Here is a 19,129-nt window from a genome sequence, read left to right as displayed (position 1 = left end):
TACTTCAAAAGCTAGGGTTGATGCTGCAGTCTTTTTTATGGAACTAAAGGGGGGATCTACCTTAGGTGTAGAGTGACAATTTTGTTCATTAATACAACTTATATTCATTTAAATTTCAGAAGCTTCTGGTTGGAAACCTCCTATATTTCTATCTTCGACTACCATGCGCAATCCACGCTTCGGTCTGAGTGTAATAGACGGAAGTGGCTTTACTTCATGATGGTCAGGCGCCAGCCTTATCCGATATCGTTGAGCAATGCATGCTAGGACAAGCACAGCTTCCATCACTGCAAAATGATTACCGATACAAACTCTCGGACCTCCGCCAAATGGAAAGTAAGCGAACGGAGGTAGGGTTTTCATAAAGTTGTTTTCAAATCGCTCAGGTTTAAAGGAATCTGGATTATCAAAATACTCAGGCTTGTGGTGCATCACATACTGACTCAACAGGATCATATCGCCTTTTTTAAAAAGATACCCTCCAATTAGCACATCCTCCGCCACTTCCCGTTGTATGATATAGGCAGGCGGGTATATGCGCATTGATTCATAGATAACATTTTGTGTGAATGTTAATTTCATAAAATCGCCAGTTGTTAGATTACGGTTGCCGATTACGCTATCTATTTCATTGAAAAGTTTAGTTTCCACATCAGGGTGTTGGGAAAGCAAGTATAAGGTCCAGGAAAGCACATTTGCTGTTGTTTCGTGACCGGCAAGGAAAATGGTCATTAACTCATCACGTAACTGCTTGTCTGTCATAGCTAAGCCATCCTCATCATCTCGAGCATCCATTAGGATCCCAAGCATATCCTCATGTCTCTCTGCCTCTGTTCTACGTTTTTCAATAAAGCTATAAATCACCTTATCAAGTCTCTGTTTCGCAATTTTATATTCACGGTTGTTTTTAGTTGGAACCCATAGTGGCATTTGAAGTGTTCGCATTCTTTTAACGGCAATTCTCATGAAGGCTTCTATAGGATCCCCGAGCATGCCATATCCTTCTTTGAGGTTCATGCTGAACATGGTCTTGCTGATAATACCCAGTGCAAGGCTCATCATATCCTCCGTAATAATCCTTTCTTCTCTGTTTTTCCAAGTGGAAATATAGTCCATTGTTATATCAATCATATCCTGACCATAATTGCTAATATGAGACTTTTTGAAAGAGGGTTGAATAAGCCTTCTTTGGCGCATGTGAATTTCTTTTTCACTTGTAAGAAGGCCTTCTCCGAGTACTGGTTTTAAAGCAGAGAAGTCCTTTGATTTCAAGAAGGATTTTTGTTTTGTTACAAGTACCTGCTTAATTAAATCTGAATTTGAAATAAGGTAAACATTATGGAAAGGTCCAAAACGAATTTTAGCAACTTCTCCATATTCTTTTGCTAAACGGGTAAGAAAGCCAAGTGTATCTGAAATAAACTCCTTTGAATGGCCAGTAATTAATTTTCCTTTTGGGCCTGGAGAATCATTTGAAAAATTTGTGTCACTCATTGGTTTGTTTCCTCCATTTCGGTATAATTACTTGTATTCATTCTATGAGGAAAGTATTGATTGGTTTGGACAAGTTGTTAATAAGAAGACTAACAAATACAATATTTTTTTAAAAAGATAGTTAATCAATTTGAATGAAATTATAAGTGTGTATAAAGGAATACTATTAATAAACGAAATCAAAGTGTTTATGAAATTGTAAAGGCACCCATCCCTGGTTGTCACTTTCTTTTACTAATGAAAGCAGGTATGTATGGAACTACCTTACAAAAGTTATTATCTTGTTGAACTAACAAATATGGGGTTGGAAACAGCTCCATTTTCTTATGCAACTAACGGGGGAGTTTAGTTTAAGAAGAAACAGTTTTAATAAAAGAGAGAAATGAGTACCTATATGGTCGCATTTCTCTCTTTTTACTTCCTTTATTACTTAGTGGATTCTTCCTTGCAGAACTGTTATACCCAACTTTTTGCATGGGCTCTTATTAAAGTAATCATGCTAATGATCGTTGGAGATAGCCATTTGTCTTTATGGTATGCAAGGAATGTAGAAATGGCAGGATGTTCTGATGCTACTTCTTCTCCATTTAGTTTATTGTTCTCTAATTCCTCCTTCACTGAAAAATATGGTACCAATGAAATCCCTAAGCCACTTCTGACACATTGCTTAATCGCTTCAATACTTTGGAAATCTAAACTTTCTTTAACATCCATTTGTTTATAATTTATATAGTGGTCAAAAACAGATTTATAACTACATGATCTTTCCGTATATAATATTGTTCTTGTGTTTTCTTGCTCTAGTGGGCTTATCAATACCATTCTTTCTCTTTTTAGAATTTCACAGGAAAGTTCAGGAAGAGACCAATCTTCTTTTTCTAATATAAGAGCTAAATCAATGTCACCATTTTGAAGACTTGAAGCTATATGATAATTTTCTATCGATTTAAGTGAAAGGTTAACTTTTGGATAAGCTTTTTTATACTCTAGAAGAATTGAAGGAATTCTACCAATAGTAAGTGATTCCGATATACCAATAGTAAGATCACCTGTGGGTTCTTCATTCGTATTTAATGCTTGGGAATAAAGGTCGATGATCTGTACAGCATAAGGAAGAAAATGGTGTCCATATTGGGTTAACACGACCTTTTTTCCTAGCCGATCAAATAAAGGCTTTCCTACCTCCTCTTCTAATTCTTTAATATGCGTTGTCACTGATGATTGGGCATAACCAAGATGTTCAGCAGCTTTTTTAAATCCTCCTTTCTCCACAATTGTTTTAAGAGTTATTAGATGACGAAGTTCCATAAATAATTACATCCTCCATTAAGTATCGATTTTGGTGAACTAAATGTTCGTTTATTTCAATTTTACTAAATTTAATACTTATACTACAATACAAATGTGACAGGGGATACCTGTTAAATTATTGCAATGAGGTGAGGACATGTCTTAATCCAGTGAATGATAATTACAATAGGATTAACACAGTATAACAATTATCTAATTAAATATGATTTGATCATGAGTTAATAATCATTCATTTAACCAATATAAAATTAAAGGAGATTTAAAATGGAAAAAACTAAATCACAATCATTTCCATTGTTAGGCTTACTAGCATTAGCAATGGCAGGATTTATAGCGATCATGACAGAAACACTTCCTGCAGGTTTACTACCGCAAATAACAGAAGGGCTAAATATTTCGGAAGCTTTAGCGGGCCAGTTAGTTACCTTATATGGTGTTGGTTCTTTAGTCGCTGCAGTTCCAGTTGCGTTAGCCACACAGAGCTGGCGGCGCCGTCCTCTTTTACTCTTAACGATTCTCGTCTTTTTAATTTTTAATACGGTTACGGCAATATCTACAAATTTTGTCTTAACACTTGTGTCTCGCTTTTTTGCTGGAGTAGCTGCTGGTGTAGTGTGGGGTATGATAGCAGGATATGCTATGCGCATGGTACCAGAAAAATTCAAAGGACGTGCAATGGCAGTGGCTTTGGCGGGTACTCCTATCGCTTTATCAATCGGTGTACCTGCTGGTACATTCCTAGGAGCAATGATGGGATGGCGTTTGGTATTTGGAATTATGTCGATTTTATCGCTTATGTTAATAGGATGGATACTTTGGAAAGTGCCAGATTTCCCAGGTCAGGCATCTGGAAAACGTACTTCAATAGGTAAATTATTTGGCACACCAGGCGTCATACCAATTCTGTTTGTTATTTTAGCTTGGATGTTAGCACACAATATCCTTTACACTTATGTAGCCCCTTTTCTTGCTAACGTTGGGCTCGGGAATTATGTTGAGATTGTATTACTTGTTTTTGGTTTGACAGCTCTCATAGGTATATGGATAGTAGGAGCATTCATTGACCGACAGCTTCGACTTATGGTTCTAGTCAGTCTAATTGTATTTGCTGTAGCATCCCTTTTACTAGTGATTAACAGCGCAAATGTAATTATTGTATTCCTATCAGTTGGATTGTGGGGAGTATCATTTGGTGGAGCAGGAACTCTACTTCAAACAGCACTTGCTCACGCAGCTGGAGAGGAAGCCGTGGACATTGCAATTCCTATCAGTGCTACATTCTGGAATCTTGCGATTGCAGGTGGTGGCGTAGTTGGAGGAATTCTACTTAATATGATGGGAGCCGATTCTATACCATGGACATTATTGATTATCATCTTGATTGCTTTAGTGGTTTCTTGGGGAGCAAAAAAACATGGTTTTATAAAAAGTAGAGGGTAATTTAAACATAGATGTGGGGAGGAATATAACATGACAGTAAAAATAAAGGTTTATTCAGATTATGTATGTCCATTTTGTTTCTTAGCAGAAAAACCACTAGAAGAAGCCATCAAAGGAAAAGATGTGGAAGTAGAATGGATGCCTTTTGAGTTGAGACCCTTTCCAAGTGAAACATTAAGGCCTGAGGGTGATTATTTACAAAGGTCATGGAAACAATCGGTATATCCGATGGCTGAGCAAATGGAAATCCCTATCATTCTTCCAAATGTTTCACCACAGCCACACACGCATTTGGCATTCGAAGGATTTCAATATGCTAAGGAAAAAGGGAAGGGGAATGAATATAACGATCGTATACTTCGGGCCTTTTTCCAAGAAGAACAAAATATTGGAGAAGTTGATGTACTAACAAAACTGGCTGGAGAAGTTGGAATTAATGAGGCAGAATATCGGACAGCACTTGAGAAAAGAACCTACCGAGAAAAACACCAAAAAGCCTTGGAACATGCTATTAAAGAAGTAGGTATCACTGCAGTTCCGACACTTATTATTGGGGATAATGTAGTCGCAGGTATTCGCTCAAAGGAAGTACTAGAACAACTCATTAATGAAGAAATAAACAAACAAAAACTTAATTTAATGACAGAAGGAATGGCTTGCGGTATAGAAAGGTGTTAAATACACCCTGAGGGTAGAGAATAGTTTGTTTTAGTAACTTGATATTAAATTTAATAATCATAAAAATGTTGTCATTAATAAATAAAATAATCAATACAAGTGATTAAAAAGAGCACTTCAGACAGCTAGACATACGACAATATTGATGTTATCTGAATTGTTAAGGGTTGCTGCGGCAACCCTTTTTTTATGATGATAGTAAAGAATGTGAATTGAAGTACTTAAACTAACGGGTGCGTTAGCTGAAGATTGGAGCTGTCTTTAAGGCAGCTCCTTTTCTTATGGAACTATCGGGGCAGAATTCTTTAATAAATAGTGAGTGCTTTTTATTGAAGAGAATCGCAAGTTTATTAATAAAATTATAAAATATTAATCTAAAAAAAAAGCCCGAATTTGGACTTTCTTGTTAATACCATTCTCCTTTTGCGATTAAAAATACTTTACCACCTACAAGGATTTGAATGGAATTTTGGGAATTTTCAGCTTGTATATTTAAAATAGATGGTCTTCCCATTTGGAATCCTTGTTCAACTCTGTACGCTATATTTTTACTTTCAAAAAAGTTATGTGCGATAAGGTATCCAGCAAGATTTCCGTTTGCACTTCCAGTCGCAGGATCTTCAGGGAATCCTGTGTCATCTAAAAATACTCTTACGTTTAAATCATTTTCTTTTAGTTTGGTTTCAGGAGAAAAGACAAGGATATTTGCTTTTATAACGTTATCAATGAAATTTTGATAATTATTATGATTGATCTTGCAACGATTTACAGCATCCAATGAACAAAGAGGAACAATTACTGCTGGTAATCCAGTTGATACAATTTGAATTGGAAAACGGGAATCAATATCTTCATTTGGTATCTGTAATATTTCGGTGAAAATATCTTGATCAGGAATAATCGTTCCTAATTCGGGTGGGTTTTGCTTCATTATTAATTGTTCACCTTCAATATTTACAGGTATTTGTCCTACTTTAAGGTTAAGAGTTATTTGTTTACTTTCATTGTTTTCTAAAACTTTCTGAATGATAAATGCGGTTCCTAATGTTGGATGACCAGCAAAAGGAACCTCAACATCAGGAGTAAATATTCGAACATCGTATCCTCCGTTGTCTTGTTTGCCAGATAAAATAAATGTTGTTTCATTAAAGTTAATCTCTCTTGCAATCTTTTGCATTTCTTCAGTAGATATTGTTCTCGAGGGAATAAGTACAGCTAATTGGTTACCTTGATATTTTTCTTCTGCGAATACATCAACAATATAAAAATCCATAAATATTACAACTCCTAATTTAAAATTTTAGAATATTATATCATTTCTTATTCAACTAGCGGGTGCGTTAGCTGAAGATCGAGCCGTCTTTTACGGCAGCTTTTTCCTTATTGAACTATCGGGGCAGGTTAGTTGCATAAGAGTTCAATATAGAGGTTATTCAAAATAGACAAAGAATACTAAGGATATAAGTATTTTAGCTTGGGGGATTTATATGTCATTTGAACAATGTCATAGTATTACTTCTTTAATGTCAGGATTTAATAAAACGTGGTTCTTTGCAGGTGGTTGGGCAATTGACCTTTTTATCGGTAGAGAAACAAGACAACATCAAGATATTGAGATTGCCCTATTTCGAAAAGACCAATTAAACCTGAAGGAATATCTAAAAGAATGGGACTTTAAAAAGGTTATTAAAGGTAAATTCTATGCTTGGGAAAATGAGTTTTTAGAGTTACCTATTCACGAAGTACACGCTTTAAATAAGTCAAATGGAGATAAATTAGAGGTACTTCTAAATGAAACAAAGGATGATGACTGGAAGTTCAGAAGGGATTTAACGATCTCCTATCCACTTAAGTCAGTTTGGAGTTATTCGGATACCGGGATTCCTTATCTAAATCCAGAAATTGTACTTTTATATAAAGTGAAAAACACAAGAGAAAAAGACGACCAAGACTTTATGGAGATATTAGACAATCTAGATGATGAGAGGAAAAAACGGCTTAAGTATGCCATACAATTGCACGAACCAGAACATAAATGGCTTCAATTCTTAACATAACTTATTGATGAAGAGCTTAAAGAGGAAAAAGCGAGTATTAGGTTTAATTCTTATAATGAACAGGGGGAGAGGGATGGATAAGTTATTACAAGATATCATAAATCGGGTCAGAATGACTGATGAACAGATTGTTATTGGCATTTCAGGGCATGGTGCTGCTGGAAAAACGACGTTTGCCAATAGGCTCGCAATCCTACTAAATCAAAATGAAGTGAATTATATTAATACAGATCCATATATTGTTAGTTTGAACATACGAAAGCATGCAGTTATCGACTATACATATCAAAACGAAAATCATCGTTATAAAATGACGGCTTGCCATCCATCAGCTCATCATTTGCATTCTTTAGAAAGAGATGTTTAGATGGTTAGAGATGGTTTAGACTTATATACAATAGATACGCATTATATGAAAAGTGAGTTAATTTCTTCGAAAAACAAAGTAACGATTGTAGAAGGAATGAGTGTCGCATTTATTAATCCAGATTTATTTGATTTAAAAATTTACTTCTATACAGATGGTGAAACGGAATTAATGAGAAGGTCGAGCCGTGATATTGTTGAGAGAGGAACCAATATCAATTATTTAAGGCAGTCTCATGAAGAACGTCGGATTCAGTACGAAGTATTTATGCATCCATACAGTCAGCGTTTTGATATTATTATCAAAACTTTTGATGAAGCAATATGACTAGAAAAAAATACATTTGAATTTAAATGCAAATAATCAACTATTTGTTGTGTTTAGAACGGGTGCTTTAGCTGAAGATCGGAGTTGTCTTTAAGGCAGCTTTTTTTATGGAACTATCGGGGCAGGTTAGTTTAACTGTAGTGTTACAAAAAAGATTGATCATTTAGAATAAAGTTCGATAATTTATATTAAAGTTTGATAATAATAACCTCTTTGGATTCTCAACCGTAAGAGGTTATTTTTTAGTTATGCTATTTATTGAGTTTGGGGTTTCTGTTGATAGTTTTTAAATTTCAATCGTGTATATGAAATAATGCCGGACAATAAGAAGAAGCTGATAATCGTTCCTTCACGAATATTGATTGGTAAATTGTATAGTAGTGATATTGTTATTGATAGAATAATGGAGAATAAATCGACACAATATCTGTATTGAGAGAAAGGGCGTTTTGTTAATTCAGCTATTCGTAAACAGAAACTTTCAATAGGAAAAGGAATAATATCTAATGATAAAATAATGCCTGTTGTTCCACCGGCTAGTATCGCACCGAAAATAAATAGTCCGATTCTTACTAAATAATTCTCTACGTAAATCGTACCGAAAATAGTATAGAGGAAAAAATTAATAACCATTCCAAAGAACAAGATGGAAATGAACATCAAAGTAAATTTTCTAAAATCCTTTTTTTCGCATAGGCAGATATAACCGAATAGAAAAATGAGATTTGCAATGAATGTAATTGTGCCAACTTTGATGGAAGTCCATTCAGATATTGATAAATTCATCGCATTAAAACTGCTGACACCAACATCAGCTTTTAATGTAAGACTAATGCCAATAGCACTTACTATATAGAGTAGAATCGATTGAATTACTTTTTTCATGATTATTCCTCTAATAAGTCCATTATTTGCATTAAATTTGGTATCGTATATGTGCTCTTAGGTGAACATGATTTAGGCATGCTTCTCTTAGGGTTAAACCATACACAATCAATTCCGACATTGATAGCTCCTTGAATATCCGATGTTAAACGATCACCTATCATTAGGAATTCTTCTTTACGGCTTGTATGCAGGGCATCAAAAATATAGTAAAAGAAATGGGGATTCGGTTTTTCATAACCAATTTCTTCGGAGATAAAAAGTTGTTCAAAATATCCTTGTAGCTTGGCACCTCCTAATCTTTTTCTTTGAGTCTTTCCTACACCGTTTGTTCCAATATATAATTTATAATCTTGCTTACTTAAAGCATTTAATAATTCATGTGCATGGGTAACGGTCTTATGTCCTTGGTTTAAATGCTCACGGTACATAGCTTCAACCTTTGCTCCGTTTTCATCTATATGAAATTCCTTCAAAAAAAGTGAAAAACGCGTTGTCAGCACTTCTTCACGAGAAATCAAGCCTTCCTCTAATTGATGCCATAATCCATCATTAATGCGCTTATAACATGCAATTGTTTGTTTGTTATAGGGCAACTCGTACAGCGTAATAATTTGTTTTAAAGCCTTTTCTTCTGAATCTTGAAAATCAAGTATCGTATCATCTAAGTCAAAAATAATATGTTTGTATTTGTTCATTCCTATCCACCTCTTGGTAGTAATATATCGAAAGGAACAATATAATAATAGGAGATATCTCATATTGAGGTGATAAAATGGAAAAAATCAATTTGAAGGATTACGCTGAAAATTTTGTGGATATATATAATGATATTCAAGAAACTTTTCCGAAAGCAGTTTTACATCAGGCTTTTATTTGTAAGTTTTCTTCTAATGAATATATAGTGCGCTTTGATGAAGATATTCAGTACTTATTTTTATTATTGGATGGGCGGGCAAAAATATATATAGTACACGAAAATGGAAAACGTGCGCTGATTCAGTTTCTAAAGAAAGATGATTTTATTGGTGAATTATCCTTGATTGAGGTGGAAAAGAATTTAAAAGATGTTGTGGCTATAAATGACTGTACTTGCTTAGCGGTTCCATTGGCTTCATCGAAAGAGCATCTGTTAAATGACAATCTTTTCCTCCAAAATTTATCAAAATACTTAGGTGATAAATTACTTAAAAGAACGGATCATTACACAGCTATGCAGGATTATGAATTCAAAAATCGATTGGCCAAATATATTCTTCAAATAGAAAACGATGGATGCTTTCAAGAGAAGCATACCGAAACAGCAGAATACGTGGGGGTAAGCTATCGACATTTATTATACACACTTAACCAATTCCATGAAGACGGATTATTAGAAAAAAAAGGAAGAAAATATTTTATCATTAATAAAGAAAAGTTAGAAAGATTGAGTTCAAAAAAGGATTAATTTAGTATGATTTGATAACTTGAAATATAAACAAGTTGTTACACTTTTTTCTTATCACAGAAACGAATACTGCTTTGCTAATATACGTTTTCAAATTAAAAAATAGCTAATAGAATATTTACTACCACCATTAAAATTTAAGATTAACCAAATCTTTTGCGTTTTTTCATTCAACCAAAGTCTTTAACATAGCCTAATAAAATAAAAATATTGTTAAGATGAATTAATATTCTGTTAGTGATGTTCCTCACTTAAACTAAAGGGTGCGTTAGCTAAAGATCAGAGCTGAGTTGTCGTTAAGGCAGCTCTTTTCTTATGGAACTATCGGGGCAGGTTCTCATTTAATGCTGAGAAATTAGGTTTTTTAATATTGAAACTTCCTTAACGTTGTAAATCCGCATTTTCCTGACTCTACCCCTTAATGAACTAAAGGGGCAGGATAGCTCAACAAGGGTTTGTTTATTTTTATATTTTTAAGAGAGATAATATTTTGTTTTTGGAGGGAATTATGAGGGAAATTACTTTGTCTAATGGAAAAACAGTTGAAGTCGAATGTTTAAGTTGTGCTTTAACAAGTGGGGAAATAGAACCGGATGGTGGTGTAATAGTCGAAACTGAATATTTTCATGCTCACCAAGACGTTGCATATCCCATTAAAGGTTTAGTAATTTTAGCCTCTAAACGCCATATTAAGTGCTTTGACGAATTAAATGACTTAGAAAAGGTTGATTACATAAACTTATTATCTAAGATTAGAAAAGCTCAAAGGGAAGTATTAGGGATAGAACATGTTTATTACTTTTATAATGAAGATACTACTCACCATTTTCATACTTGGATGGTTCCTCGATATGAATGGATGTACGATTTTGGACGATCTGTGGAATCTGTTAGACCAGTTTTGCTCCATGCAAGAAACAAATTGAATAATGATGAAAATGTAAAAAGTGTAATTGATGGAATTAAGGCTTTAAAAAAAGAACTATACACTTAATCCTTCCTTGTCCCACTAACAGTTGCTTTGGCAGCTCTTTTTCTTATAGAGCTAATGTGGCAGTTAGTCCGATTCCTTAGTGTTTTAAGAAATTAGTTTTTCATTTGGGATTATCAAAGTCATCATTGCAATGGGAGATAGAATCAAATATGGGAGAAATCATAATAGAACTATGCTTTTGAGGCACAATAAATTGAAAAGATATAAAAAGGACGCAAAGCGAGGAATTTTATGAAAAAGGTTGTAATGTTTTTCCTATGTCTTCTTATCTTAATTCTTCCATCACAAGTTTTTGCTCAACGAAAAGTACCAATTTTAATTTATCATTCGATTGACGAGTTTACTGGGCAGGGTTCTAAGGAGCTATATGTAACTCCTGATAATTTCCAGAAACAAATGATTTATTTAAAAGACCATGGCTACACATTATTAACTTTTGATCGTTGGCAAGAAATTCATAAAGAAAATAAACCCATTTTCATTACCTTTGATGACGGATACAAAAACAATCTGAATGCATTTGCTATCTTTCAAAAACTTGAAAACGAACGTTTTAAACCAAGGGGTACCATTTTTGTTATCTCTGACTTTATCGGTCGTTCAAACCGATTATCGAAATCGGATTTAAAAATGATGGCTGATTCAGGTATAATCTCAATCCAGTCTCATACTGCTACACATCCTGATTTGACGGAAATAAAAAATTATGAATATGAACTGAAAGGGTCCAAAGAAAAAATTCAAAAAATAACAGGCAAACCAGTTAATGCTCTTGCGTATCCATACGGAAATTTCAATGACAAAGTGGTAGAAGAAACGAAGAAATATTATTTGTTTGGACTTACGACAACTCCTGAACTATTTTCTGAGAAGGGCATTAAAGACGAACTTTATCTTTTACCACGAATTTATATCAAGTATTCAACTACTCTTGATGACTTTGCAAAGATAGTTGAAGGCGGTTCCTATACCAGGTAATCGCTTTTTCTTTTGGAACCAAGGGAAAAGTACTTAATATTGTTTATAAGTAAATGGGTACGGAAAATAAGGAAAAACAGGTGCTTTAGCTGTAGATCGGAGCTGTCTTTATGGCAGTTTTTTCTTTTGGGGGTGCCGCCAAGGGTACCGCCAAAAAGGTCGGGCAAATACTGCCCGACCTTTCAACTATACTCCACGACATAGTTAATGGGATATTTATAATACGAAACTATAAAAATATCATGCCTCAATATGTATGTAGATTAGTTTTACTTTGCAAATAAGTGGTTGCCTATTCTAATGACTGTTTCCCTTGTGAAAATCCATTCATCTGTTGCCGAGACCGGATTATAATAATAAACAGAACCATGAGTAGGATCCCAACCTTGTAATGCATCAATAACAGCTCGATAAGAATAGCTATTTGGGGTCAAATAATATTGCCCATCATGTACAGCTGTAAAAGCATTTGTCTGGAAAATAACATCGTAAGTATTTTTAGGAAAACCTGGTGTTGACATTCGGTTCAAAATTACTGCAGCGACAGCTACTTTTCCTTCATAAGTTTCTCCTCGAGCTTCTCCATAAACAACCCTTGCCATCATTTCAATACTATTTAATTTTTGTTGTGTTTGGAATCCAAAAACTCCATCTGGTAATATTCCAGAATCTAGTTGAAGTTGTTTCACTGCATGATCAGTAATTGAACCATAATACCCTGTTGGTTGACTGTTAAAGTAACCCATTTTCTTTAAATTTTCTTGTAAGTCATAAACTGCTTGTCCTTGACTTCCATTGTGTAAAATTTCTTGAGCAAAGATTGAATTTGGTATAAAAAACATGAAACAAATAAAAACAACAAACGGCATTTTTTTTACATTTAACATCAAATAATAACACATCCTTCGATTCATTTTCCTACTATTCTACTTTATCATACAAGAAAAATAGATTTATCTTACATTATTCCTATTTTAAACCAAGAACTGAAGAAATTTTCAGACGAATTTTCTGTTTATTGGGGTACCGCCTATCGCCATCAAGCTAAGAAAAAGGATTATGCCCATAAAGAAAAAATAAGCTATTCTTTCTGTAAATGCTGCTGAAGATAGCTTTTTTCGTTTTGAGGTATAAAGAAATTTTAACTTGATGGGCATGCGTCAAGACTCCTTATGGCACTAACGGGACAGGTTAGTTGAAGATTATGGTAACATTTGTACTAACTGAAAGGAGGAAATTAGGTATGAGCGATAAAGAGAAAATCTATTATGAACGAGGAACAGAGGAACTAAAATTAAAAAATATTCGTGCTCATAAACTTGTTCAAGAATTTAACAATAGTGCTATAGAAGATTTCTCAAAAAGAGAGGAAATTATAAAGAATTTGTTTGGTACTGTAGGTGTTGATCCTAGTATTGAACACAATTTCCATTACGACTTGGGCTACAATATCCACGTTGGCGATAATTTCTATGCTGGCTATAACTGCACTATTTTAGATATGGCAGAAGTTAGGGTTGGTGACAACTGTATGATAGGTCCCAATGTAGGTATATATACGGCTGGTCATTCAATCGAACCCAAGGATAGGAACAAGAGTGGATATGGAATACCAATTATAATTGGAAACGGTGTATGGATTGGTGGAAGTTGCATAATTCTGGCTGGAGTCACTATTGGAGATAATTCAATTGTTGCTGCTGGTTCTTTTGTTACAAAAGATGTTCCTGCCAATACAATAGTGGCTGGAAACCCAGCAAAGATACTCCTTTTTATGTTCCTTAATAAACTAATGCATCCGTTACTTTAAGTAGATTATTTCACAATCATAGTAAGTTCCACAGAAAAAGGCCATAAATCCTTCCTGCTGAATCAATGCCTTCACTTTTTAAAATTAACTTTAGGTTGCTTTGGCAGCTCTTTTTCTTATGGAACTAACGGGGCAAGATAGTTGAAATTGCAAAAGGGTAATTATGGATAATTAAAAGGGGGAAGATATATAAGTGGAGAATGAGTTTATTCAAGTAATTAAAGGAGGCGAACAGGGTGAATAAAAAATTATTAAGGGTAGGAACTACTTATATCCCAGTTTCAAATGTAGAACTTTCTTCTAAATGGTATGTAAACAAATTGGGGGCAGAGTTAAGCTATAAAGACGAAGACAAAGCAATTCTTAATTTTGCGAACCAAAGTATTTTCCTTGTTAAATCTAAAGAAAATCAAAGCTCAAATTTCTATGATATTTACGGTGTTGAGCGTTTTTCTATAACATTTGAAGTTAATGGATTAAATGCTTTAGAAGCTATACATAGAGATTTTATCGATAAACAGATTAGAATTGGGGCAATTGAAAATAGAGGACATTCTGGAAGGAATTTTGTTTTCTTTGATTTAGATGGTAATAAATTTGATGTATGGAGTGAATTGAGTCCAATTTTCAAAGAAAAATACCTTATCTCACAATAGAAAAGACTTTTTTCTTGTTGAACTAACAGGTGCGTTAGCTGATGATCAGAGCTGTCTTTTAGGCAGCTTTTTCTTATTGAACTAAAGGGGCAGTTTAGTTGAAGAAGGATTTTGTTTTTACGTTAAACTGTATACAGTTTAACGGTTTTAGGAGGTGAAAATGATGAAACGTGCGATAGGAATATTTCTTACTCTTTCATCTTTACTAACATACTTAATTGTGGACATGCTTTATGATCCTGTTGAGAATAAAATAACAACAACCGATATGAATTCAACAGTACTATATCAATATCCTTTGATGTATTGGTTAATTTGTGTCATTTTAATAATTACTTTTATTCTTGGGATTTACTTTATTTCTAGCAAAGGAAAAGCAATATGAGGAATGTCCACTCTGTGATACTCCAGAATATACTAGAAATAAGTGAATCGAACTAATGGGTGCTTTACTTCAATAGGGGAGTTGCTTCCGCAGCTCTTTTTCTTATGGAACTAACGGAGCAGAATAATTCAATAGAAAGATAAGTTTATTTTAGAATAAATGGAGTAATTTTCAAAAAAGGTGTGAAGGAAAGTGGCTTTAGAAGAGGAAAATCAATACTGAAAATAAGATGAGTAAAAAGAGAAGGGGGCTATAAAATGTTAGTTAAATATATTGAAGGTGAATTAGGAGAAATTAAAGAAAATATAAATAGTTATTCTTATAACAATCTATATGTGCGAATTGGTGAAAAAGTTGAGCTAGGTTCAAAATTGTGCGAAGTAGTTGATATTGTACACTATCCTACTACGATTGAAGAAAATTATACAGTAGATGTTTTTGTGAAAGTAATAAAAAAACTCCCTGAATCATGGTGGGAGAGACCTTTATTGTCACGAGCTAAGAAAAGTGAATATTAATATCTTAGACCAAACAGAAGAGATAAAAAAACGTGAAGAATTAGAAAAAGGTACTAAAAGTTAGAAGTTCCTCCTCAACAAACGGGTGCGTTAGTTGAACAAGAATTACACATTAAAGACCAAAAACACTTGGGTACTCAAGTGTTTTTTATGCTAATTATATTGTTATTTAATCTGCTATTTAACTTGCCAATTCGTATGTTATTTACTTTGTTATTTGGCTTTTTCTTCACGTTATCTGAACTACTTACTAAAAAGCTAGGGTTCTGCCCAACAATTCCACGTTCCTATGAAGTTATGAATAAATTATGCATTAATGATTAAAAAGTAATAACAGATGGAAGTTATTTGGCATAAAATCCCTATCCCCCATCTTAAAATTATTTCAGAGTTGAATACAAAATATCAAAATTGAAATTTGATTGTAAAATTTACCTCTATCAAAGTGTAATTAACTGAATATTTATATTATTTTTTTATATTGGCGCAACAATTGCATATAAGAATATATCTACCATTTTAAGGAGGCTCAAATATGCAAGAAAATCTGAATAAAAATATTGGAGGTTCTCCGTCAGAACATTATGATAGTGATGCTGCACAACTGGCATCGCTTGGATATGAATCTGAATTTCGCCGCGACATGAGTCCGTGGGCAAACTTTTCGCTAGGGTTCACTTATCTTTCACCTGTAGTAGGTGTGTACTCACTATTTGCATACGCACTTGCGCAAGGTGGCCCACCCATGATTTGGAGTTTTTTCATCGTTGGACTCGGACAATTACTAGTCGCACTTGTCTTCAGTGAGATTGTTGCGCAATACCCTGTTGCAGGAGGAGTTTATCCTTGGGCACGAAGACTATGGGGGCGCAAGTGGGCGTGGATGACTGGCTGGGTTTACTTAATGGCCTTGCTTGTGACGATTGCCAGTGTCGCGTACGGAGCTGGACCTTATCTAGCACAAGTTTTGGGTTTTGAAGTATCGGTGGACTCTGCGATTCTTTGTGCAGTAGTCCTTCTTGCACTATCGACTATCATCAATTTTCTTGGCACAAAGGTTCTCGCGGCTGCAGCAGTTATTGGTTTTGCTGCTGAACTTATCGGTGCGCTTGTAGTTGGATTTTGGTTGCTTATCACACAAAGGGTGCACGGTCTTGATGTGCTCTTTGATTCTTTTGGTGCTCAAGGTAGTCATAGCTACATGTATGCATTTGCAGCAGCTGGATTAATTGGAATTTTTCAATATTATGGGTTCGAAGCCTGTGGTGATGTTGCTGAAGAAGTACCGAATCCAGGTGTTCTTATCCCAAAGGCAATGCGTCGGACCATTTACATTGGCGGTGCTGCAGCAACTTTTGTTTGCCTTGCTTTAGTACTATCAGTTGCTGATATCCCAGCAGTTATCGCTGGTAAGGACGTAACGCCTGTTGATACCTTACTAAACGATGCATTTGGTGCTGTTGGCGCGAAGATTGTACTGGGTATTGTGTTGATTTCTTTCCTTTCATGTGTAATGAGTTTACAAGCGGCAGCAAGCAGACTTGCCTATTCGTATGGCCGTGATGACATGATTGTAGGAAGCCGATTGTTAAAGAAATTTTCGGCTGCTCGTCACATTCCACCTTATGCGCTGCTTCTTGCCGCAATTGTCCCAGCCCTCATTGTGCTTGGATCAAAAGTGTCTACAGATGCGCTCACAAAGGTAATCAGTTTTGCGGCATTTGGCATTTATCTTGGATTCCAAATGGTTGTCTTTGCTGCACTTCGAGCTAGACTAAAAGGATGGAAGCCAAGTGGTAAGTATCAATTGGGCAAGTGGGAACTGCCCGTCAATATTGGTGCGCTTGTCTATGGAATCATCGCAATGATCAACATGTGTTGGCCAAGAACGCCAGATGCACCTTGGTATGATAACTATATCGTGCTCGTTTCAGGAGTCATAGTTGTAGGTATTGGTTTACTGTATATGATGATTCATCGTAGCTACGGACATAGCAATGTGCCGTATAATGTTGCGATACCGAAAAAATATATCTCTCATAAAAACAAGCGCAATGACATGTCAATGTAGGTTTGTTGCTAACTCATATTAGCCACTCTAAAGGGTTTTCCTTCTTCACTTTTTTTATTCGTAAAAATCTCTTAAACTTTGATTACCAGAAATTATATTTTCACTCGTTTTTTTTTTCACGCATCCCGTAAACTAGACTGGACACTCACATATTAAAACAGAAGGGTTCGAGATCTTTTAAAGATTCTCGAACCCTTCTGCTTATGTTCAATTATTCTATCAACGCAGACTTACATTTTACTAATTTTTTATTCATCCCCATCCGTCCTTCCATTGGCGAAAGTTAATGGACGTAATCGGTTTTTCTTTTCCAGTCATTTCACTATACATATAATCGATTCCTTTGATCATTGCGTAGAAGGTTACAACAGGGATTATCAATGCAGTCGTAAAAGGTATCATTCCTTTTCCCTCCATTTATCCAATTCTTCATCATTCACGTTAATGGCATAACTTCTGCCTTCCTTCTTCAAATACCCTTCATTTACTAATTCCACCATCATGGCATGAACCTTATTATTCCCTAAACCTATCAATCTTGCTAACTCATTTACTCGGAGCTCACCAGTGTTTGCGATCCAGTGTTTCAGCTGGTCAATTGGTTCTTCTTCTTTGACCTCTTGAATTTCACCCTCCACAACAACCCCGTCAAACAGATGAATAAGCTTATCAAAGATATCCTCCTCCTCTTCCTTATTCAGTGTTAATACTGGGGCTTGGAATCGTTTAAACTCATTCTTACTGCCCTCAATCTTAGCGATACGGTCACAAAGTAACGGGTGAGTTAATTGAATAAGGAAAAGCAAAGACCACAAAAATTGTGGTCTTTTTTTTGCTCAAAAATCAACAATTTACTTTAACAGAGCCAAAATTTAAAATTGAAAATTTTACAATTACATTCTTTGAGTTGTTGTGGTAAATGAGGTCATTTTGAGGTCAGCATAAATAAAAAGGGATAGATTTCTATCCCTTTTGTTTCTACTTGTTTTAATGATCAACATCTTATTAAATACTATATAAAACCCCCTATAAAATAACATTTATATGGAATTACATATAACCGAAGCAGCCTTTTTTAAATTGTTCTAACTGGCAGGTTAGTGAAAGAGGAATTCGCTTTCAAAACTAGAATTTAAATTAATAACTAATGGGATAGGAAGGAGATTCTTATGATAATAAAGGGTTTTGGAGGAATCTTTTGGAGGACTAAAAATCTAGAGGATATAAAAAAATGGTACAGTAAAGTCCTAAAAATTGAAATTGAAAATTGGAATGGTACCATTATTACACCACAATCAGGCAATGAAACTATCTTTTCCTTCTTTTCTGAAAATGACCGCTATTTTCCAACAGAACAACAAGTGATGTTAAACTTTCAAGTTGAAAATTTGGATGACAGTATCAAACATATAGAAAAAATGGGTATTCCCCTTGTTATGGAAAAGACGATTAATGAATTTGGAAAGTTTATTTGGATTGAAGATCCAGAGGGAAGACGTATAGAGCTTTGGGAGAAGTAATAGGATAATAATAAATTTTGTTGTTGAACTACCATGAAAATAAGTTTCTTTAATAATGAAAAATGACAATACTTAAGAAGACCCTGCTCAATCGTTTAAAAAAGAGGAGAGCGTTAATTAGTCTATGGATTAAGGTTGACTGGATTAAGGTCAGTATCAGTATGGACACTTCCCAACCATTTTCATTCTTT

The 19,129-nt window shown here is 34.6% G+C and carries 20 protein-coding genes and 1 pseudogene; 13 read left to right on the top strand and 8 right to left on the bottom strand.

Annotated features, from left to right (window positions below):
- Positions 1 to 108: 108 nt before the first annotated feature.
- Together ACYP5M_RS06420 and ACYP5M_RS06415 are read right to left on the bottom strand one after the other, a co-directional pair.
- Entirely contained in the window at positions 109 to 1,494 is a 1,386-nt protein-coding gene (locus ACYP5M_RS06420; protein ID WP_434167212.1) for a cytochrome P450, read from the bottom strand.
- A 456-nt stretch (positions 1,495 to 1,950) separates the two neighbouring features.
- Positions 1,951 to 2,802: a LysR family transcriptional regulator gene (locus ACYP5M_RS06415; protein ID WP_459734795.1), complete on the bottom strand. Its 852-nt coding sequence runs from the start codon at positions 2,800 to 2,802 to the stop codon at positions 1,951 to 1,953.
- Between the two features lie 267 nt (positions 2,803 to 3,069).
- Here ACYP5M_RS06415 and ACYP5M_RS06410 point away from each other — a divergent pair, with 267 nt between their 5' ends.
- Positions 3,070 to 4,245, top strand: a complete 1,176-nt coding sequence (locus ACYP5M_RS06410) for an MFS transporter (protein WP_452444913.1) — start codon at positions 3,070 to 3,072, stop codon at positions 4,243 to 4,245.
- Positions 4,246 to 4,275: 30 nt separating this feature from the next.
- On the top strand, positions 4,276 to 4,923 hold the full coding sequence (locus ACYP5M_RS06405; RefSeq protein ID WP_452444912.1) for a DsbA family oxidoreductase: 648 nt from the start codon (positions 4,276 to 4,278) through the stop codon (positions 4,921 to 4,923).
- A gap of 406 nt (positions 4,924 to 5,329) precedes the next feature.
- Here ACYP5M_RS06405 and ACYP5M_RS06400 read toward each other — a convergent pair whose 3' ends face one another.
- Complete coding sequence (locus ACYP5M_RS06400) at positions 5,330 to 6,196, bottom strand: PhzF family phenazine biosynthesis protein (RefSeq protein WP_452445285.1); 867 nt, start codon at positions 6,194 to 6,196, stop codon at positions 5,330 to 5,332.
- Between the two features lie 214 nt (positions 6,197 to 6,410).
- Between ACYP5M_RS06400 and ACYP5M_RS06395 the strand changes: the two genes are divergently transcribed.
- Entirely contained in the window at positions 6,411 to 6,980 is a 570-nt protein-coding gene (locus ACYP5M_RS06395) for a nucleotidyltransferase domain-containing protein (protein ID WP_452445284.1), read from the top strand.
- 73 nt (positions 6,981 to 7,053) lie between these two features.
- Positions 7,054 to 7,674: pseudogene (locus tag ACYP5M_RS06390) on the top strand (uridine kinase family protein).
- 255 nt (positions 7,675 to 7,929) lie between these two features.
- Here ACYP5M_RS06390 and ACYP5M_RS06385 read toward each other — a convergent pair.
- Both ACYP5M_RS06385 and ACYP5M_RS06380 read right to left on the bottom strand, forming a co-directional pair.
- Positions 7,930 to 8,559, bottom strand: coding sequence for a YczE/YyaS/YitT family protein (locus ACYP5M_RS06385; protein ID WP_452445283.1), 630 nt, complete (start codon positions 8,557 to 8,559; stop codon positions 7,930 to 7,932).
- Between the two features lie 2 nt (positions 8,560 to 8,561).
- Entirely contained in the window at positions 8,562 to 9,257 is a 696-nt protein-coding gene (locus tag ACYP5M_RS06380) for a YjjG family noncanonical pyrimidine nucleotidase (protein WP_402937807.1), read from the bottom strand.
- Between the two features lie 77 nt (positions 9,258 to 9,334).
- Between ACYP5M_RS06380 and yeiL the strand changes: the two genes are divergently transcribed.
- The 3 genes from yeiL (at position 9,335) to ACYP5M_RS06365 (ending at position 11,978) form a co-directional block, all read left to right on the top strand.
- Entirely contained in the window at positions 9,335 to 10,006 is a 672-nt protein-coding gene (yeiL, locus tag ACYP5M_RS06375; RefSeq protein ID WP_452445282.1) for a transcriptional regulator YeiL, read from the top strand.
- A gap of 508 nt (positions 10,007 to 10,514) precedes the next feature.
- A complete protein-coding gene (locus ACYP5M_RS06370) occupies positions 10,515 to 11,000 on the top strand; it encodes an HIT family protein (protein ID WP_134783723.1) in 486 nt (161 codons plus the stop codon).
- Positions 11,001 to 11,231: 231 nt separating this feature from the next.
- A complete protein-coding gene (locus ACYP5M_RS06365; protein ID WP_452445281.1) occupies positions 11,232 to 11,978 on the top strand; it encodes a polysaccharide deacetylase family protein in 747 nt (248 codons plus the stop codon).
- A 269-nt stretch (positions 11,979 to 12,247) separates the two neighbouring features.
- Here ACYP5M_RS06365 and ACYP5M_RS06360 read toward each other — a convergent pair whose 3' ends face one another.
- A complete protein-coding gene (locus tag ACYP5M_RS06360) occupies positions 12,248 to 12,865 on the bottom strand; it encodes a cell wall hydrolase (RefSeq protein WP_452445280.1) in 618 nt (205 codons plus the stop codon).
- Positions 12,866 to 13,221: 356 nt separating this feature from the next.
- On the opposite strand from ACYP5M_RS06360, the gene ACYP5M_RS06355 reads away from it, so the two are divergent.
- The 5 genes from ACYP5M_RS06355 to ACYP5M_RS06335 all read left to right on the top strand — a co-directional run bounded on the left by ACYP5M_RS06355 (position 13,222) and on the right by ACYP5M_RS06335 (position 17,418).
- Positions 13,222 to 13,788 carry a sugar O-acetyltransferase gene (locus ACYP5M_RS06355; RefSeq protein ID WP_459734794.1) on the top strand — a complete coding sequence of 189 codons (567 nt, stop codon included), beginning with the start codon at positions 13,222 to 13,224 and terminating at the stop codon, positions 13,786 to 13,788.
- A 236-nt stretch (positions 13,789 to 14,024) separates the two neighbouring features.
- Positions 14,025 to 14,444, top strand: a complete 420-nt coding sequence (locus ACYP5M_RS06350) for a VOC family protein (RefSeq protein WP_452445278.1) — start codon at positions 14,025 to 14,027, stop codon at positions 14,442 to 14,444.
- Between the two features lie 163 nt (positions 14,445 to 14,607).
- The gene (locus ACYP5M_RS06345) at positions 14,608 to 14,829 is read left to right on the top strand and encodes a hypothetical protein (RefSeq protein ID WP_260358058.1); all 222 of its coding nucleotides are present in this window, start codon (positions 14,608 to 14,610) and stop codon (positions 14,827 to 14,829) included.
- Positions 14,830 to 15,086: 257 nt separating this feature from the next.
- Complete coding sequence (locus ACYP5M_RS06340; protein WP_452445277.1) at positions 15,087 to 15,347, top strand: hypothetical protein; 261 nt, start codon at positions 15,087 to 15,089, stop codon at positions 15,345 to 15,347.
- A 535-nt stretch (positions 15,348 to 15,882) separates the two neighbouring features.
- On the top strand, positions 15,883 to 17,418 hold the full coding sequence (locus ACYP5M_RS06335; protein WP_459734793.1) for an APC family permease: 1,536 nt from the start codon (positions 15,883 to 15,885) through the stop codon (positions 17,416 to 17,418).
- 252 nt (positions 17,419 to 17,670) lie between these two features.
- Here ACYP5M_RS06335 and ACYP5M_RS06330 read toward each other — a convergent pair whose 3' ends face one another.
- Positions 17,671 to 17,820, bottom strand: coding sequence for a hypothetical protein (locus ACYP5M_RS06330; protein WP_214795833.1), 150 nt, complete (start codon positions 17,818 to 17,820; stop codon positions 17,671 to 17,673).
- The gene (locus ACYP5M_RS06325) at positions 17,817 to 18,233 is read right to left on the bottom strand and encodes a helix-turn-helix domain-containing protein (protein WP_459734792.1); all 417 of its coding nucleotides are present in this window, start codon (positions 18,231 to 18,233) and stop codon (positions 17,817 to 17,819) included. The genes ACYP5M_RS06330 and ACYP5M_RS06325 overlap by 4 nt, the downstream gene beginning before the upstream one ends.
- A gap of 357 nt (positions 18,234 to 18,590) precedes the next feature.
- Between ACYP5M_RS06325 and ACYP5M_RS06320 the strand changes: the two genes are divergently transcribed.
- The gene (locus tag ACYP5M_RS06320; protein WP_260358072.1) at positions 18,591 to 18,938 is read left to right on the top strand and encodes a VOC family protein; all 348 of its coding nucleotides are present in this window, start codon (positions 18,591 to 18,593) and stop codon (positions 18,936 to 18,938) included.
- Positions 18,939 to 19,129 lie beyond the last annotated feature (191 nt).

This window comes from Peribacillus sp. N1 (genome assembly GCF_054600815.1).
Note: the sequence above shows the minus strand (reverse complement) of the source record. Positions and strands in the feature narration are given on the sequence as shown.

What these genes read in the sequence shown, in the direction of transcription:
- ACYP5M_RS06380 (WP_402937807.1), bottom strand. Translation starts at nt 9,257, where the DNA reads ATGAACAAATACAAACATATTATTTTTGACTTAGATGATACGATACTT.
- ACYP5M_RS06330 (WP_214795833.1), bottom strand. Translation starts at nt 17,820, where the DNA reads ATGATACCTTTTACGACTGCATTGATAATCCCTGTTGTAACCTTCTAC.
- ACYP5M_RS06335 (WP_459734793.1), top strand. Translation starts at nt 15,883, where the DNA reads ATGCAAGAAAATCTGAATAAAAATATTGGAGGTTCTCCGTCAGAACAT.
- ACYP5M_RS06405 (WP_452444912.1), top strand. Translation starts at nt 4,276, where the DNA reads ATGACAGTAAAAATAAAGGTTTATTCAGATTATGTATGTCCATTTTGT.
- ACYP5M_RS06340 (WP_452445277.1), top strand. Translation starts at nt 15,087, where the DNA reads ATGTTAGTTAAATATATTGAAGGTGAATTAGGAGAAATTAAAGAAAAT.
- ACYP5M_RS06420 (WP_434167212.1), bottom strand. Translation starts at nt 1,494, where the DNA reads ATGAGTGACACAAATTTTTCAAATGATTCTCCAGGCCCAAAAGGAAAA.
- ACYP5M_RS06400 (WP_452445285.1), bottom strand. Translation starts at nt 6,196, where the DNA reads ATGGATTTTTATATTGTTGATGTATTCGCAGAAGAAAAATATCAAGGT.
- ACYP5M_RS06395 (WP_452445284.1), top strand. Translation starts at nt 6,411, where the DNA reads ATGTCATTTGAACAATGTCATAGTATTACTTCTTTAATGTCAGGATTT.
- ACYP5M_RS06365 (WP_452445281.1), top strand. Translation starts at nt 11,232, where the DNA reads ATGAAAAAGGTTGTAATGTTTTTCCTATGTCTTCTTATCTTAATTCTT.
- ACYP5M_RS06355 (WP_459734794.1), top strand. Translation starts at nt 13,222, where the DNA reads ATGAGCGATAAAGAGAAAATCTATTATGAACGAGGAACAGAGGAACTA.
- yeiL (WP_452445282.1), top strand. Translation starts at nt 9,335, where the DNA reads ATGGAAAAAATCAATTTGAAGGATTACGCTGAAAATTTTGTGGATATA.
- ACYP5M_RS06415 (WP_459734795.1), bottom strand. Translation starts at nt 2,802, where the DNA reads ATGGAACTTCGTCATCTAATAACTCTTAAAACAATTGTGGAGAAAGGA.
- ACYP5M_RS06360 (WP_452445280.1), bottom strand. Translation starts at nt 12,865, where the DNA reads ATGTTAAATGTAAAAAAAATGCCGTTTGTTGTTTTTATTTGTTTCATG.
- ACYP5M_RS06410 (WP_452444913.1), top strand. Translation starts at nt 3,070, where the DNA reads ATGGAAAAAACTAAATCACAATCATTTCCATTGTTAGGCTTACTAGCA.
- ACYP5M_RS06345 (WP_260358058.1), top strand. Translation starts at nt 14,608, where the DNA reads ATGAAACGTGCGATAGGAATATTTCTTACTCTTTCATCTTTACTAACA.
- ACYP5M_RS06370 (WP_134783723.1), top strand. Translation starts at nt 10,515, where the DNA reads ATGAGGGAAATTACTTTGTCTAATGGAAAAACAGTTGAAGTCGAATGT.
- ACYP5M_RS06385 (WP_452445283.1), bottom strand. Translation starts at nt 8,559, where the DNA reads ATGAAAAAAGTAATTCAATCGATTCTACTCTATATAGTAAGTGCTATT.